Consider the following 15685-nt stretch of genomic DNA (forward strand, 5'->3'; position numbering starts at 1 on the left):
TGGCAATCGGCGGCTGGAATATCCGCTATTCTTATTGAGGTCCTAACGGACTATGGCTTTCGGGTCATCGGGGTATGGCGCAGCTTGGTAGCGCGCGTCGTTCGGGACGACGAGGTCGCAGGTTCAAATCCTGTTACCCCGACAGTGGGGCAGTTCTCGAAACTGCTCGCAAAACGGCAACAACGGAATCGCTCCTGATGAGAATCAGGAGCGATTTTCTGTTTCCGGGTCGTTTTCGTGCGTTCCGGAGCGCGGCCTAGTCTTCTGAGCCTTTTCGGCGGGCGATTTCGCGCTGGTTAACGACTTTCGGGCGCACCGATGTCTTCGGTGCGCCTGGGGTTTGCCCTCTCGGGCGGTGTCGGTCGCGCGGGTGCGCGGCTACCGTCGGGTGGGTGGCCCGCCGGTTTCGTCGGCTGCTGCTCCGCGCTTCTTCATGTGTGCGGGCCGTTCTACTCCGGGTGGGAGCGTGTCGGTGTACGCATTGTAGAACTCGCGGTCGCGGCGGCGAAGCTTCTTCTCAACGGGGTTACCGGCGCGGTTCCGCTTCGCGTCTTCTTTGTACTGGTCGCTCATGAACGAGGCGATTTTCCGGAGGTTGAAGTTGACCAGCAGCATGGTGACGATGACCTGCGCGGCGCCGAAGCCGCGCACCTGACGCCTGCTGGCGTCCTGGATGTCTTCCGTGCCGCCGCCCTTGACCTGCTTGTTCAGCGACTCGATGGAGTTGCGGGCGTGAGTGTGGAACTCGTCCCATTCACGCGTGCCGTAGTCGAATGCCTGCTTCTGTCGGCGAATGTTGGCGGCCTCGAAGGACACCGAGTGCTGTTGGCAGATTTTGTCAGCGAAGTTCGGAAGGTCTTCGGCGTCCACGGCGGGGCGGGCTTTGTCGGCTACCTTCTTTGTTTTCATGAGCTCACGCAGGGGGCAAGTCACAGTCGGGCTTGGTCCGACTGCCGGGCAGGTGAGCACGGTGCGGCCTTTAGCGTCTGGCTTCTCCTTCTGGCGCAGCTGGAACGCTTTGCGTTCGTTGATGCGCACCCAGTAGGTCTCCTTGTCGAGGAGGCCGCGCTGCAAGTCTTTCGTCGCGTCGCGCAGCGGCTCGGGGGTTCCCGGGCAGTAGGCAGCGCCCTCGATGTAGTACGCGCCGTGGTCGCCGCCTTGGACGCCGAGCCGGTCGATTCGGTAGTCCGTCGACGGCGTGAATCCTTCGTTGAAGGCTGGGTCATGGAGCCGCTCGACAAGGGAGTTGGCCCAATACTGCTTGTCAGCGTCACCGACGCCGGGTGTGAGACCGGTGGCTTTGGCCGCACGCATCAACGACACCGCTTCTTCGGCGACACCGACGTTTGGCAGGCTCAGCGTTGCGGCGACAGCGAGTGCGGGGAATCGCTTCGAGCCCGGCGCTTCCGAGTCAACGCGCACAGCGACGTTCGCTTCCCAGCCCCAGCTGTATTCGTCCTTGGCCTTCTTCGTGTCGGGCGTGGTCATGTCCGCCGCGCCACGGAGGGAGTCAGTGCGTGCACCGGTGCGCACATGCCATCCAGCGAAGGCGTCTACCGGCCCTGGCGTCTGCGTCCTCATGTCTTCGACCTTTGCTTCCTCGGCGACGCGACGGGCGAGGTGCTTGCGCGAGTACCCCGTCGTCGTCGGGGTGCCGATGAAAGTTTGGTCGAACGAGATGTCCAGTTTGTTGGAGACACGCCTGATGTCGCGGGGCTGCTCGTTGAAGGTCATCACCAGGAAGAGCTTGGTGAACTCGTCGAGGCGGGCCTTCTTCTTCTCGCCCAGCTTTGCGTCGTGAGTCTCCAGAATCTGCTGGATTTCGGCATAGGTCTTGCTGTGGCGTCGCTCCTGCGGGAATGGGTCCATCAGGTCAACCATGCGGTGGAACGCCCGGTGGGTGTTGTCGTACCAGCGCTTGTTCTCTCCGATGTGTCCAACGAAGGACTCCGTCGAGTACTCGAGCCCGAGGAGCTCTCTGGAGTTGTCGCTGAGGCGGTACATGAACACATCCCTCAGCTTCGAGAGGAACATTTCGGAGCCCTCCTTGGCGAGGAGAAGCATGCCGGTCAGAATCGCCCGTTCGGAGATGAGCGCCGGACGGCCCCCGATGCCGAAAGCCGATGCGTCTTCCTTGCGCCATTCCTGCAGCTTCTCGAGAACCCCGGCCTTCACGACGCGCTTCTCGGCTTGAGCCACTGTGTTGTCATCGATGTGGAGGACGTTTCGGCCGCGTCCCATGACTTCTTCGACGGACATGCCGCCGAGGTCGGGGTTGTGCGTGGTGAATTCGAAATCGGTGTCGCCGGCGCTCATCGTGCGAGCTCCTCGCCGATGAGGAGACCGACATAGTCTGCGGGGTCAAGCGGGCGGGCGAAGCGTAGGTGCTTGTCGAGGCTCGCGGCCGAGACGAATCCAGCAACAGTTTTGAGCGCGGCGAGAGGGACACCATTGTCGATTTGGGCAACAATCCAGGTCGAACGCAGCCGTGACACGGTTGCGCGGACCCGCGACGGGTGCTCGGTCAGGAACGTCTGGATTACGCGGGGCCGGTACTCATCGAACCGGTAACCACGGAAGAGGTACTCGTCGGGGTCGGCGCCCAAGTCGATGCTGCTCAGCAGGGTGCGATTCCACGGGTGCATCACCGGCACGCGGCGCCGCCGGGGGCCGGGGACATTCACGAACACGCGACCATCGACGACCTCGATGTCGCTGATGCGCACCTTGATGATTTCTTCCGTGCGGAGACCAGCTCCACCGGCGAGGCCAAGAATCGCGTGTGCGTTTCGCCGCTTCAGCTCGGTCGTGAGGGTTCCGGCCCAACTGTGCATCGTCGCGGCCTCTGCCATCGAGAACGGGCGTCGACCAGCCATCTGCGGGGCAGCTAGCCTCTTGACGCCGCCGTTGGCGAGGCGGTCAGCGATGGTGCCGAGCTGGCGGACAACACCCCACCGGTAAACCTCCGAGTGCTTCGGCAGGCACTCCTGCAGGAACCGGTACACGTTGTTCTGGGTGTAGACGCGCTCTACGGTGAGCTCGATGCCGTTGGTTGCCCACAGCCAGGCGTGGAACCGTGCCGTCATCGACATCACCCGGCGCGCCGACTCGTAAGTGCGCGGCTTCGTCTGCACCGCGGTGGCGATGGTGAACTCGCGTACGGCCTTCCACTGCGTCGGCGACACCTTCGGGTGGTAGCGGACGATGATGCCCCAGAGTTCTTCGGGCAGCTCAGGGTCGGCGGCGCGTAGGTGCGCGTACATTGCAGAGTCGGCAAGGAATTTGTTGTTGAGTCGGTTTTTCGCGGTCATGCACTCATGTACGAGGGCAGGCTGGAAACCTGTAAAAGTACTTCGGATAGGCCAGAACATCGCTGCGCGCCGTCAACAATCCGAGACCCAAACCCGGTGGCTATCTCGGCGCGGCGGGGGTCGAGGCACCCGATGGGATGAAGACGGCAATCTTGTCGAGCGCGGCGAAGTTCTGCAGCCCGGAGATGCGAAGCAGCTCAAGCGGCGGTGTTCCTGCCAGGAGATGGTGCAGGAGCCAGGTCGTGCGCATCCGCAAGGGCCGGACGTCCAAGCTCGTGGGAGCGCGTTGGAAGAAGTCCGCGATTTGGCCGACGCCGGTGCTCGAGCGCCCCGGGCGGAACAACCAGTCGCCCTGGTCGACTTCGCCCAGGATGCGGCGTATCGGCTGTTGCCAAGCGGACAGGATGGGGACGTGACGGGGCCGACCCTCCCTCACGATGACGAACATCTGCTCGTTCCAGATGCCGAGGTCGGACGTACGCACTTTGAGAAGCTCGCGGGTTGCGAGGCCCGCACCCAACCCCAGGGCGAGGAGCGCGACAGCGTCGTTTCGTCGCCGTGGTGTCCCTTGTGAGAACGCCCAACTGTGTAGCGCCGCAACGTCGGCCGGCGTGTAGGGCTCGGTCGGGGCCGAGCGGGGAATTGGGCGGTGCGCGGGAACGGCATCGGCGGGGTTCAACACGCGCACCATCTGTGACAGCGTCGCCCGATGAGTGGCTTTGCTCCCCTGGAGGTAGCCGTCCATCCCGAGCTGGATGAACTGTTCCACGACCGCGCGTCGGAAGATACGCGGGCGCTCCAACGGGGTACCGCGGCTTTGCCAACACCAAAGCACGAACGCCACCGCGGCGGGGAACACGCTCCGTGGTGCCCGCCCGGTCGTCGCGGCAGTGTCCGCGACGGCCTCTTCCACGAACTCGCCGATGATGTCCCAGTACGGCCCCGCTTGGACGGGACGATACCGGTCAAGCTCGGCTACGTCGTCAGCCATGGCGTCGTGGGAGTTCTGGCACGCGCTCGATGGACGCCACCGCCGTCGACTCACGAGTCGTGAGCCAGACGCCGGGCACGGCGAGGTTTATCAGCACGACGAGTGGTTCGCCGAGCGTGCAAGAGACAATCTCGAGGAGGTCGACGCTCTCGCCGTCCCGGCGAAGCGCTGGTGCCCCCGCGAGCGGTGAGCCCGGGTCGCGCCGCACCTCACGAACATCGAGGTCGAACCGGTACCGACTGCCCGACACAGTCGTGACGACGTAGCGGCCGGTGGCGTCATCCGGAAGGGAACGAGGGAGCAGCTCACTTGTCGATGTCATCACTCACCCCTCGTCGTCCGCAGAGTCACGGGCGTCACCGCGGAGGGGCGCCGGGCAGATGCGCAAGATGCGGCTGGTGATATGCCGGATGAAATCGAAGTGTTCGGCGTCGGTGCCGTCGGCGCGGGTGTGCCAGTGCCCTTTCTCGCCGGCCGTGCACTCCACAATCCGCAGCAAAGGCCGCGCGGCATCGTAGGCCGACGGTTCGGAGCTCGGTCCCGGAACTCGCGTCACGGTCATCGCCTCGAGGTCGAAGAGGTGCACGGAGTCCCGCGTGCGCACGCGCCAGCGACCCCCGTTGGTTTCCGTGAGCTTGTCCAGCCTCGTCATTACCGCCTCGCTTCTTCCGAACGACGACACCGGTGTTCAGCGTCTGACCGCTCACACAACGCTAAGGATTCGCCCGATTTCAAACCACCGATTCAGCGACAAAGCGGTGCCCGGCAGGGTTTTCGTGCACCGCGCATAGCTGCAGTGAGGCCGCAATCGTTGCGGCCGGAACGGGCAACTATGCAACAAGCAGGAATAGCACCGGCGGAGCTCTACGAGCGGGCGCGGGACATCTTCGAAGCGACGAGCAGGGAGGCAGACGAGGAACCCCAAGAGAGGTCCTCACTCTATGAGCGCGCCGACCATGCCATCGCGACCACCGGGGAAGCCCCTCGTGCTCCGGGGCTCCGGCGGGCGGCGAACTGGGCCTCGGCGCTCCACCGCTACGAGACCTTCTGGCGGGAAAATGGGCGCACTCCGCGGGAGAACACTCGAGACCAGTCGACCCTCCCGGCGGCCGAGCGGCGCCTGGGCGAGTGGGCGCGGCATCAGCGTCGCTTCGATGACATGCTCTGCGTCTACCAGCGCATTCGCTTAGAAGTCTCGCCGGCGTTTGCCTGGGACAGCCTGGAGGACTTGTGGCAGGCACACCTCCTGGCGTGCGCGGCCCACCGGGAGCAAGTCGGTGATTTGCCGCGGCTGCACGCAACCGACGCTGTGGAGTTCGCTCTTGCCCGCTGGCTGGGCCGGCAACTACGGCGTCTGAAGGCAGGCACACTGCCGGAGCACCGTGTAGCCCTACTGACCGAATTGCTGGCAGCGACCGCACCGGAAGCAGAAAATCCGATTCAGTGACAGAAAGCCGTCGGCGCGGCCGGTCAGGGCGTGGGGAGCAGTAGCTTCGACCCCATGAACACTGACGACGACCGCGCCGACGGCATCTTCGGCGATGCCGCCGTGGTCCCGGCGGGCGCGGGCATCGATGACCCCACCCTGGTTCGACCGCACCCTGCGAGGGACGAATCGAACAGCTCGGGTAGGACCCACCATTCCCTGGAGCATAGAGAACATGGTCGATTCATCGTGATGACGGAGTCGGGCAGCAAGTACTTCATAGATTTCGAGCGGGAAGCGTTCGTGCGCCTCCCCGAGGACGGTGAAGAGGAACTCTGGGCGATGCGCGGTGACGGACAGCCAGTGCGGTTGCTCCGGCTCGTAGAGTGCGTGGTCGGCGGGCGGATGCGGCTGAGGCTCAACCTCGGCATTCCCGGAATCGCCTTCACCACTCGGGAAACCACCACGGTGCTCACCATCATAGAAGTGCCAGACAAGGGGAACAATCGAGAGCCACAGTGGCCCGTGCTTGGACAGTCGCCTGAGCTCTCGGGCGCCACCAAACGGCGGCCCCCGAATGAGGAGGACGCTCATGGACACAGTTGAGGAACTGACCGGCGATGAGGATGGTGTGTGGCGCGTTACGACTGTCGGCAGTTGCCACATCATCAACTTTCAGCGACGCACGGTCACGCGCATACGTGGTGTTGGCCGCAATCCCAGCATCAACGACCGCGAACGGCCGCTCCGCAGCATCGAGTCCTGCAAGGTCGGCGAAGTTGGGCGCTGGACCATGCAATCCGATGATTTCTTCACCGCCTACTTTTGGCACCAGACCAGTACGGTTCAACGCATCGAGCGGCTCACCGGTATGGAGCTCGGGAACGCGAACACGGAGGTGGCGCTCGAGAACATCAACGCCAGCGACGGACTACTCAGCACCGCCGACGTCGCCGCGCTGCTCGATGTGAGCGTCGACATGGTGCAGGAATTGTTCGACTCGGACCGGCTCCTCGGCCTCATCTGGAAGGAGCGTCTGGTGTTCCCCGGCTGCCAGTTCGGGCCCGAACAGAACGAGGTCGCCGCGTTCGTGCAGCCACTCATCGCGGCCGCTTACGAGCTGAACTACTCTGTCCGCAGCCTCATCTTCTGGCTCTACAGCCCGACGACATACTTCGACGGAGCCCGCCCGGTGAACTACACCGACGAGCCCGAAAGGCTGGTCGAGGCCTTCCGCAACGGTGCGGGCATCGAGTGGTGACACCAACTCGAGCATCGGCCATGAACCGTGCGGCGCAGCTCAGGGGCCGGGTGGGCCGGCCCTCAACACGTTCAATCGCTTTCCCCGCGCCGTGCCATGTCGGTGCTGCCTGCTTGACTCGCTAGGGTGAAGCAGTGGCCGGGCTGCGTTCATCACGCCACCCATTTACTTGCTCGGCCGCAGAGGGAGTAGTCGTTGGCCGGCAAGACGAAGAAGACCGCGGCAGCGAGTCTCGAAGACACGCTGTGGGAAGCAGCCAACCAGCTGCGCTCGAACATGGACGCGGCGGAGTACAAGCACGTCGTTCTCGGGCTAATCTTCCTCAAGTACGTCTCCGACGTCTTTGAGAAACGACATGCTGAACTTGAGCGGCTCGTCAACGACGAGTCAACTGATTACTTCATGCCGACGCTTGAAGGCAAGCGAGAAACCGTCGAAGACAGAATCGAGTACACAAGCGAAGGGGTCTTCTGGATTCCCGCGGGCAACCGCTGGGAAGACCTGCGAAAATCAGCCAAGCAGTCCGACGTCGGTGGCCGTATCGATGCGGCGATGGAGGCCATTGAGAAAGAGAACCCCAGCCTCAAGGGCGTGCTCCCGAAGAACTATGCCCGCCGTGAACTGACGCCGCAGATGCTCGGCGGGCTCATCGACCTCTTCTCCAATGAAAACCTCGCCGCCGAAGAGCACGAGAGCCTTGACGTCCTGGGCCGCGTGTTCGAGTTCATGCTCTCCAAGTTCGCCAACGCGGAGGGCAAGCTCGGTGGCGAGTTCTTCACGCCCCGCAGCGTCGTTAAGCTCATGGTCGACATGCTCGAGCCCTTCAACGGCCGCGTGTACGACCCTGCCTGTGGTTCGGGCGGCATGTTCGTTCAGGCCGACCGTTTCGTGAAAGCCCACGATGGCGTGCGCAACGACATCAGCGTCTTCGGTCAGGAGCAGAACCCCACAACGTGGCGGCTCGCGAAGATGAACCTTGCCCTCCGCGGAATCGAGGCGAACCTCGGCCCGCAGTGGGGTGACTCCTTCACAAACGACCAACACCCCGACCTTCGCGCCGACTTCGTCATCGCCAATCCTCCGTTCAACATCAAGAACTGGGGTGCCGACAAGCTGTCGGGTGACGTGCGTTGGCAACATGGCAACCCGCCTGCGAACAACGCCAACTTCGCCTGGATTCAGCACATGCTGCACCACCTGAAACCCACAGGAACCATGGCCACCGTGCTCGCCAATGGCTCCCTCTCAAGTCAAACCGGAGGCGAAGGCGAGATTCGCAAAGGCCTAGTCGAGAAGGACCTCGTCGAGTGCATCGTCGCGCTGCCCGGCCAATTGTTCTTTACGACGCAAATTCCGGTATGCCTCTGGTTCCTCACCAAGGACAAGTCGGGACAGGCTGTCAGGAGCGAGCGCTCGCAGCGCGCACGCAGCGGCGAAGTGCTATTCATCGATGCCCGCCAGCTCGGCACCATGACTTCTCGCACGAACAAAGAGCTAACGGATACTGACCTCGCGCTTATCGCGGACACTTATCACGCTTGGCGTGGCGAGCCCGGCGAGAAGACTTACGAAGACGTGCCCGGCTTCTGTGCGAGCGTTACACTCGAGCAGATTGCCCAGCACGCCCACGTCCTGACGCCTGGTCGCTATGTCGGAAGCGAAGCGGCCGAACTCGACGACGAGCCCCTCGAGGAAGTGATTGCACGGTTGGCTCTGGACGTTCGAGATGGGTTCAGTCGCCGAGCGGAACTGCAGTCATCAGTTCTGGCGTCGCTCGTTGCGCTCGAGGTGGATGTTCAAGGTGCCTAGCTGGAAACTGGTGGAGTTGGAGCGGATTGCTGATTTCTACTCGGGCGGCACCCCACGGAAATCAGAGCCGCAGTTTTGGGCCGGCGGCACTATTCCTTGGATAAGTGCTTCGAGCATGCACACAACCAGAGTGAGCTCCTCAGAGAAGATGGTCACTCCTGAGGCAATCGGTCATGGCACGCGAATTGCGCACCGTGGCGCGACGCTTGTTCTGGTGCGCGGAATGAGCCTTCTCGATGAGATTCGTGTCTCTCATGCCACCCGAGATGTTGCCTTCAACCAGGATGTGAAGGCCCTTGTCGCAAAGCATGGAGTAGACCCATGGTTCTTGACCTATGCCCTGCATGCGAGTCGACCGGCGCTGCTCGCAGCAGTCCACCTGGCCGGGCATGGCACCGGAGTGCTTGGCACGGAACAACTCCGGAGGCTTCTCATTCCGATGCCCTCGTTAGAGGAACAACTTCGGATTGTAGGAGTTCTCGGTGCCCTGGATGACCTCATTGAAGCCAACATCTCAACAATTGCCGCAATAGAGGGTCTACTGCAGGCGGCGTTCGCAAAGTACGGGTTTGACGAGCCGGGCGAGATGGAACTCTCCGAGATTGTCGACACCAACCCCAAGTACCCAAAGCCTCTGGGAATTGCCCCGTACGTCGATATGGCATCGCTTCCTACAGATTCGTATCAGATTGACGAAATAGGGGCACGTCCGGCGGCGGGTGGGGCTCGGTTTGCCCGAGGGGACGCCCTTCTCGCGAGAATCACACCGTGCCTCGAGAACGGGAAGGCCGCGTTCGTCAGCGATACTCCGGTGGGCGAAGTTCATGTGGGGTCGACGGAGTTCATTGTGTTGCGCGCGAAGACCGGAATCCCACTGAGCTGGCCGTATTTCCTGTCTAGGAGTGCCCGTTTCCGCGAGTTTGCGATTCGGCAAATGAGTGGCTCCACTGGACGGCAGCGACTCGATGCAATGGTCCTGAGAAAGTATCGTTTGAAGGCACCGGCGCCAGAGGCGCTGGCGCAATTCGAGGCGAGCGCATCGGGCCTAATTGCAGCGGCAGATGAACTGAAGCGTGAGAACGCAATACTCCGGAGCACACGCGATAAGGTGCTGCCATTGCTCATGTCGGGCGAGATTCGGGTGGGCGATGTTGCCAAAGCTGGGGCCAGGGGGAACAATGAGCGGCATTCCAACGGAAGCTGAGTTCGAAGAACTCGTCCTTGACGAATTGCGGGGCCTCGGCTGGACGGTCACCTACGGCCCCGACATTGACCCTGATTCGGGTGACGCAGCACGAAATGACTTCCGCGACGTCGTGCTGCAGGACCGGTTAGCTCGCGGCATCCGGCTGCTGAATCCTGACTTGGACGAAGCTGCAATCAAGGATGCGGTGAAGACGGTGTCCCGGTCGGAGTCTCAGGTTGTGATGGCGGAGAACTGGCGCGCATACCAGCTGCTAACGCAGGGCGTGCCGGTTGAAGTGCGGGATGCATCGGGTGCGCCGCGAACAATGAGGGTTCAGCTCATCGACTGGAAGAACCCACTCGCCAACGATTTCCTTGCCGTGAACCAGTTCACCGTCATCGGCTCCACCAAACGCCGCCCCGACATCGTGCTGTTCGTCAACGGCCTACCGCTGGTGCTGCTGGAACTAAAACGCGCCGGTAATGAGACGTCCTCGCTGAAGGGCGCCTTCAACCAGGTCCGCACCTACACACACGACATCCCAGACCTGTTCACCTGGAACCAGCTGGCCGTCATCAGCGACGGCGTACAGGCGCGTGCCGGAACGTTTGCCGGCGAATGGGAGCACTTCGCCCCGTGGAAGACCATCGATGGCGAGCTGGCACCGGCAATGCAGCCCGAGTATGAGGTGCTCACGAAGGGCATGCTCGCCCCAATGCGGCTGCTCGACTTGGTCCAGAACTTCACCGTCTACAGCGGCAATGCGGGCAAGTTGGTGCGATTCGTTGCGAAGTATCACCAGTTCTGGGCCGTGAATAAGGCCGTCTTCGCCACCGTCGAAGCCGTCGAAGGCGACGGACGCGCGGGCGTCGTTTGGCACACCCAAGGGTCGGGCAAAAGCTACGAGATGCTCTGGTATGCAGCCAAAATCATGCGGGACCCGGCAATGGAGAACCCTACCGTTGTAGTTCTCACGGACCGGAATGACCTAGACGACCAGCTCTTCGACGACACCTTCGCCGCTGCCCGTATCGGGGCACCGCTTCCGGAATCACCAGTGCAAGTCGGGTCGCGGGACGAGCTGAAGCGCACTCTGGGCGGTCGCGCATCCGGCGGCATCATCTTCTCGACGATTCAGAAGTTCGGCATCTCCAAGGATGAGAAGGACGCCGGCACCGCGTTCCCCTTGCTCTCTGCCCGCACCAACATTGTGGTGATGGTCGATGAGGCGCACCGCTCCAACTACGACTTCATCGACGGCTTCGCGCGCCACCTGCGCGACGGCCTGCCGAACGCCACGTACATCGGTTTCACCGGCACACCGATTGAGTCGACCGACAAGTCAACGAAGAACGTGTTCGGTGACTATATCGACACGTACGACCTCACCCAGGCCGTCGCCGACGGGGCGACGGTCAAGGTCTACTATGAGCCGCGTCTCGCCCGGGTGGAGCTGCCCGCTGATGCACTCGACGAGGTCGACGAGGCATTTCTCGACGCGACGTCCGGTTCCGAGGATGAGGCCAAGGACCGGCTGAAGTCGAAGTGGGCGAAGGTGGAAGCCATCGTCGGCTCCGACAAGCGCATCGCAGAGCTGGCATCCGACCTCGTCACCCATTGGGAAGCCCGCCGGGAAGTGCTTTCGGGCAAGGCGATGATTGTGACGATGTCCCGCCGCATCGCCGCGTCTCTGTATGACGCCATTGCGGAGCTTCGCCCTGGCTGGGTCAGCGACGACGACACCACAGGGAAGCTCAAGGTCGTGATGACCGGTTCGGCCGCGGACGAGCAGGCATTGCAGCCGCACATCCGCTCGAAGCAGGCGCTGCGTGATTTGAAGCAGCGGGCGAAGAACCCGAAGGACGAGCTCGAGCTGGTCATCGTGCGAGACATGTGGCTCACCGGATTCGATTCCCCGTCGATGCACACCATGTACGTCGATAAGCCGATGCGTGGTGCGAACCTGATGCAGGCCATCGCTCGGGTCAACCGCACATTCAAGGACAAGCCGGCCGGCCTGGTCGTGGACTACCTCGGCATCGCCGAAGACCTGAAGTCGGCACTCAAGGAGTACACCGACCGCGACCGGGAGAACGAGGAACTCGGCGAGGACCTGCGCCAACAGGCCATCCCGGGCATGGTCGAAGCTCACGGCGTCGTCGACACGATTCTGTACGGCTACCCATGGCGGCGCACGCTCACAGCCGGCGGAGCGAAGGCGTTCCTCAACGCCCTGACCGGCGCCGTCGAGTATCTGCTCTCTGCTCACATCGAGGTTGGTGATGAGTGCACGAACGACACCCCGTGTTTGAAGCATCGCTTCCTCGCCTACGCAGGACGCTTCGTGCGGCTTTACGCGATGTGTGCGGGCACGGATGCCGCGGAAGCCATCAAGGGCGATGCCGCCTTCTTCGAAGCCGTGCGGGCCCAGCTAGCCAAGGTCGAAGGCGGCGACCTGCGGGTCAACCCGAACGCCGAAGTCGACACCGCCATCCGGCAAATCGTCTCCGATGCTATGACCGGGGTTGGCGTCATCGACATCTACCGAGAAGCCGGCATCGCCAAGCCCGACCTCTCACTCATCGATGACGACTTCATCGAGAAGTTCAAGAAGTCCGACCGGAAGAACCTCCAGTTGGAGATGCTGCGCCGGCTGCTGAATGACGAGATTAAGCGGATTGCCAAGCGCAATGTTGTCGTGAGCAAGCAGTTCTCCGAGATGCTCTCCGACTCGCTGTTGCGGTACCAGAACCGCACGCTTGACTCCGCCCAAATCATCGCCGCGCTTGCTGACTTGGCTCAGAAGATGACCGCGGAGGCGAACCGTGCTGAACAGCTTGGTCTCACCGAAGACGAGCTCGCTTTCTACGATGCCATCCGCACCAACGACTCGGCTGTCGTCGAGCTCGGTGATGACAAGCTCAAACTCATCGCCCATGACCTGGTCGAAATCGTCCGCCGTGACGCAAAGACCGACTGGGCCGTGAAAGAGCAAGTGAAGGCAAAGCTCCGTGCCACCATCAAACGGCTGCTCCGTCGCCACGGCTATCCGCCGGACATGCAAGAGAGCGCGACTCTGATTGTGCTTAGGCAGGCAGAAGCTGTAGCGGCGAGCGCCGCATGAGCGCATCCATTCGAAACCCGCAGCGATACCAGAACGAGATGAGTAGGTCGTAGCTTGGCGAGACGTAGTTGGACGGTTAGCGAACTCGCAAACGCGGCCGGACTTGATTTAGAGCAAACGCTACTTTCCCTTTGGGGGGAGGGAATCGACTATCCAGATGCACCTTCGTCACGAATCCGGGCAAGTGACGCGCGGGCGGCAGAAGCCGCGACGGGATTTGTCGGAGACCGCAAACGACGAACAGCGTATTGGGAAGAGCATCTTGGAATCTCCCGGGCAGAGCTCGGTGTCTTGTTGGGCGGACTGGGATTCTCGCTGAACGCTCGGGCAAGCAACCTTCCCAAAGGTGCGCTCCGTCGACTCGCGGAACACAGCAAGACGTTGGAACCACAGGGTTCACTAGAAGAGAAACCCCTACTTCCGCCAGCAGCTCCGTTCGAATGGTCGTGTGTGGGGACGGACAAATCAGTTCTAACCGTGACCGCTGATGAGGTCCTCCTCATTCATCAAGAGCTCGAGAGGGACTTCGAGGCGACTGACGACCCCATATCGCCGGCCGGGGTCAAATCGCAGTCAATGCTCGAAAGCGCTGTGTCCAGACAGGATGCCGGGTACGGGAGCGAGCGAAAATACACGACGGTGGTCTCGACGGCTGCAGCCCTGCTCCACTCATTGGTGCAGAATCACCCATTCTTCAATGGGAACAAGCGAGCCGCACTGGTCTCGATGCTTGTGATGCTGGACAAGAACGGCATGATGCTCAGCTCCAACCAAGACGAACTGTTCCGCTGGATGCTTCAGGTCGCGGGCCACGATGTCCTGCCCTCCGGCTTTGAGTATGACAATCGTGCCGACCGCGAAACGTTCGCTATCAGCGAGTGGATAAACAAGCGGAGCAGAACGGTTCGACGCGACGAAAAGAGTGTCACCTGGATTGCGCTGTCAAGGATTCTGAAGAAGTTTGAATGCACCGTCTCGCGCCGTGGCGAGCGCATGGAAATTACTCGCGAGGTGCAGGTCAGAAAGAAGTCCTTCCTCAAGAATGAGAAGTTTGAAACTCTCAAGTCGACGTACGTGAACACCAGCGATGGCCGAGAAGTGCCTCGAGGGCAGCTCAAACGAATTCGCGATGAACTGCGGCTCAACGAGGCTCACGGCATTGACTCGGAAGCGTTCTTCGAACGGAACAGAGAGGCTGACGATTTCATCGCCGAGTACTCAAAGTTGCTCCGCCGACTCGCACGGGTGTAAGCGTGTGATTGGCCGAGCGAAGCACGGACATTCGGCGACTGCGTCAACGCAGATGGACGTGCCTCCGGAAGCCAGAGCCATCTGAGCGGCGTCGAACATACCAGGGCATTATCGGTGGGACCTGCCTCGGCGTGCGATTGCTTTGTGAAAGGCAAACCGTGCCACCCGGGATTCTCAGTTGAGAGTCGTCAACAATCTGACGCTCTGGGAAAACGCCCAATCAACTCGAAGCGAACCGGTAGCGAAGCTGAGGCTTCCGCTCAAAAGCTGGGGACTCATCGCACTCGGCCTCACACGCCTAAGCTTCGTGAACCAGGCTGCTAGTTGCGGAAGTTAGGACTTCTTGCCCTTGAAGAGGTCTCGAATGACTTCACGTTCCCGCTGCTGTCGTTCTTGGCGAACCTCCGCCGTTACCTGAGAAAGAGTTCGGCTCGAACGGTTCGCGCGAACCATTGCACGCTGTTTCTTCGTTTCGGCGCTTAGTTGGATGCTAGTCATTCTGTTCCTCCTTCTCTGGTGCAATACTAACTGTCTTGTGTTTGCCGCGCGCTTGTGCCGCGCGATAGAAAGCAAACGCTGATGCGAGGGTCTCCATCATCTCGGCGTCTCGCAGCGTTAGGTCACCGATGTTCGGGCTGTCCAACGTGAGCATCCCATACGCTTCATCCGACGAGCGAATTGGCAGCGAGATGAAAGTCGCATACGGCCGTCCGGCTGTTCCCCACGCTTCGGGGAGCTGAGAGGTGTCAGGGCAGAAGAAGTGGTCCTCAACGTCGGACAACCTATCTATCGCAATCTCACCACGCACGTCCGACGCGTCGAACCCACGAGGGGCGTCATTGCGCCCGCGGATGGCCGTTGCGGATAGCTTGGTCTTGTCCGCAGAGATGTCGTAGAGAACGATACGCACGCCAGGGAAGCCCTCAAACATTGACGTGCCCATTTCGTCAAGCAACTCGTCGACTCGTTCTTGAACCAGGCCTACCCTGCCTGCTCGAGGCATGGCCTCAAAATCTGCAGCATCGCTCAGCACGCGAGCAGCAGCTTCACCGACTAGACGCTCGCGGGCATCAAGCATGTCGTCTTCACGCTGTCCTTGGCGTAGAGCCCAAGAGCGCAGCCAAAGTGGGGTCAGCCCAAGTGCCACGATTGCGGCACCGATTGCGACCTGCCAAACATTCTCCTTCGCGCCAGAGATGACTGCGCTGCCGACTGTGGTGCCAACCCAAGGGGCTATCTCAGGAACGGCCCCGTCGCTCAGAAATGTCAAAATGCGGTCGCGGGCGCTGGGGATTCTCTTCGTCATTGGCTCCGTCTGTTTCTCTG

General features: G+C 61.7%; 13 protein-coding genes and 1 tRNA gene. 8 read left to right on the forward strand and 6 right to left on the reverse strand.

The genetic code is table 11. From position 1 onward, the window contains the following. Positions 1-68 precede the first annotated feature (68 nt). A tRNA-Pro gene (locus ASC66_RS08085) sits at positions 69-142 on the forward strand. A gap of 236 nt (positions 143-378) precedes the next feature. On the opposite strand, the gene ASC66_RS08090 is transcribed toward ASC66_RS08085, so the two are convergent. The 5 genes from ASC66_RS08090 to ASC66_RS08110 all read right to left on the reverse strand — a co-directional run bounded on the left by ASC66_RS08090 (position 379) and on the right by ASC66_RS08110 (position 4954). Further along, positions 379-2316, reverse strand: a complete 1938-nt coding sequence (locus ASC66_RS08090) for a hypothetical protein (protein WP_055837415.1) — start codon at positions 2314-2316, stop codon at positions 379-381. Continuing rightward, positions 2313-3311: a tyrosine-type recombinase/integrase gene (locus ASC66_RS08095; RefSeq protein ID WP_055837418.1), complete on the reverse strand. Its 999-nt coding sequence runs from the start codon at positions 3309-3311 to the stop codon at positions 2313-2315. Before ASC66_RS08095 ends, ASC66_RS08090 begins: the two co-directional genes overlap by 4 nt. 100 nt (positions 3312-3411) lie before the next feature. Continuing rightward, positions 3412-4302, reverse strand: a complete 891-nt coding sequence (locus ASC66_RS08100; protein WP_055837421.1) for a hypothetical protein — start codon at positions 4300-4302, stop codon at positions 3412-3414. Beyond that, on the reverse strand, positions 4295-4624 hold the full coding sequence (locus ASC66_RS08105; protein WP_157509701.1) for a hypothetical protein: 330 nt from the start codon (positions 4622-4624) through the stop codon (positions 4295-4297). The genes ASC66_RS08100 and ASC66_RS08105 overlap by 8 nt, the downstream gene beginning before the upstream one ends. Positions 4625-4627: 3 nt before the next feature. Continuing rightward, positions 4628-4954, reverse strand: coding sequence for a hypothetical protein (locus ASC66_RS08110; RefSeq protein WP_055837427.1), 327 nt, complete (start codon positions 4952-4954; stop codon positions 4628-4630). A gap of 180 nt (positions 4955-5134) precedes the next feature. Between ASC66_RS08110 and ASC66_RS08115 the strand changes: the two genes are divergently transcribed. The 7 genes from ASC66_RS08115 (at position 5135) to ASC66_RS18085 (ending at position 14359) form a co-directional block, all read left to right on the forward strand. Continuing rightward, the gene (locus tag ASC66_RS08115; RefSeq protein WP_055837430.1) at positions 5135-5749 is read left to right on the forward strand and encodes a helicase associated domain-containing protein; all 615 of its coding nucleotides are present in this window, start codon (positions 5135-5137) and stop codon (positions 5747-5749) included. Positions 5750-5803: 54 nt separating this feature from the next. Next, positions 5804-6334 carry a hypothetical protein gene (locus ASC66_RS08120; RefSeq protein ID WP_157509702.1) on the forward strand — a complete coding sequence of 177 codons (531 nt, stop codon included), beginning with the start codon at positions 5804-5806 and terminating at the stop codon, positions 6332-6334. Further along, positions 6321-6989 carry a hypothetical protein gene (locus ASC66_RS08125; protein WP_055837436.1) on the forward strand — a complete coding sequence of 223 codons (669 nt, stop codon included), beginning with the start codon at positions 6321-6323 and terminating at the stop codon, positions 6987-6989. The genes ASC66_RS08120 and ASC66_RS08125 overlap by 14 nt, the downstream gene beginning before the upstream one ends. Before the next feature lie 195 nt (positions 6990-7184). Further along, positions 7185-8798 carry a class I SAM-dependent DNA methyltransferase gene (locus ASC66_RS08130; protein ID WP_235496783.1) on the forward strand — a complete coding sequence of 538 codons (1614 nt, stop codon included), beginning with the start codon at positions 7185-7187 and terminating at the stop codon, positions 8796-8798. After that, the gene (locus ASC66_RS17820) at positions 8782-10002 is read left to right on the forward strand and encodes a restriction endonuclease subunit S (protein ID WP_162243490.1); all 1221 of its coding nucleotides are present in this window, start codon (positions 8782-8784) and stop codon (positions 10000-10002) included. The genes ASC66_RS08130 and ASC66_RS17820 overlap by 17 nt, the downstream gene beginning before the upstream one ends. Further along, positions 9977-13108: a type I restriction endonuclease subunit R gene (locus ASC66_RS08145; protein WP_055837445.1), complete on the forward strand. Its 3132-nt coding sequence runs from the start codon at positions 9977-9979 to the stop codon at positions 13106-13108. The genes ASC66_RS17820 and ASC66_RS08145 overlap by 26 nt, the downstream gene beginning before the upstream one ends. A gap of 477 nt (positions 13109-13585) precedes the next feature. Further along, the gene (locus ASC66_RS18085; protein ID WP_157509703.1) at positions 13586-14359 is read left to right on the forward strand and encodes a type II toxin-antitoxin system death-on-curing family toxin; all 774 of its coding nucleotides are present in this window, start codon (positions 13586-13588) and stop codon (positions 14357-14359) included. A 490-nt stretch (positions 14360-14849) separates the two neighbouring features. Here ASC66_RS18085 and ASC66_RS18090 read toward each other — a convergent pair whose 3' ends face one another. Then, positions 14850-15665: a GAF domain-containing protein gene (locus ASC66_RS18090; protein ID WP_157509704.1), complete on the reverse strand. Its 816-nt coding sequence runs from the start codon at positions 15663-15665 to the stop codon at positions 14850-14852. Positions 15666-15685 lie beyond the last annotated feature (20 nt).

The sequence above is a fragment of the Leifsonia sp. Root4 genome, from assembly GCF_001425085.1.
Classification (GTDB): Bacteria; Actinomycetota; Actinomycetes; order Actinomycetales; family Microbacteriaceae; genus Microterricola.

Excerpts from the sequence above, each read along its gene's own strand:
- ASC66_RS08115 (WP_055837430.1), top strand. The coding sequence starts at position 5,135 with ATGCAACAAGCAGGAATAGCACCGGCGGAGCTCTACGAGCGGGCGCGG.
- ASC66_RS08110 (WP_055837427.1), bottom strand. The coding sequence starts at position 4,954 with ATGACGAGGCTGGACAAGCTCACGGAAACCAACGGGGGTCGCTGGCGC.
- ASC66_RS08095 (WP_055837418.1), bottom strand. The coding sequence starts at position 3,311 with ATGACCGCGAAAAACCGACTCAACAACAAATTCCTTGCCGACTCTGCA.
- ASC66_RS18090 (WP_157509704.1), bottom strand. The coding sequence starts at position 15,665 with ATGACGAAGAGAATCCCCAGCGCCCGCGACCGCATTTTGACATTTCTG.
- ASC66_RS08145 (WP_055837445.1), top strand. The coding sequence starts at position 9,977 with ATGAGCGGCATTCCAACGGAAGCTGAGTTCGAAGAACTCGTCCTTGAC.
- ASC66_RS08105 (WP_157509701.1), bottom strand. The coding sequence starts at position 4,624 with ATGACATCGACAAGTGAGCTGCTCCCTCGTTCCCTTCCGGATGACGCC.
- ASC66_RS08100 (WP_055837421.1), bottom strand. The coding sequence starts at position 4,302 with ATGGCTGACGACGTAGCCGAGCTTGACCGGTATCGTCCCGTCCAAGCG.
- ASC66_RS08090 (WP_055837415.1), bottom strand. The coding sequence starts at position 2,316 with ATGAGCGCCGGCGACACCGATTTCGAATTCACCACGCACAACCCCGAC.
- ASC66_RS08125 (WP_055837436.1), top strand. The coding sequence starts at position 6,321 with ATGGACACAGTTGAGGAACTGACCGGCGATGAGGATGGTGTGTGGCGC.
- ASC66_RS17820 (WP_162243490.1), top strand. The coding sequence starts at position 8,782 with ATGTTCAAGGTGCCTAGCTGGAAACTGGTGGAGTTGGAGCGGATTGCT.
- ASC66_RS08120 (WP_157509702.1), top strand. The coding sequence starts at position 5,804 with ATGAACACTGACGACGACCGCGCCGACGGCATCTTCGGCGATGCCGCC.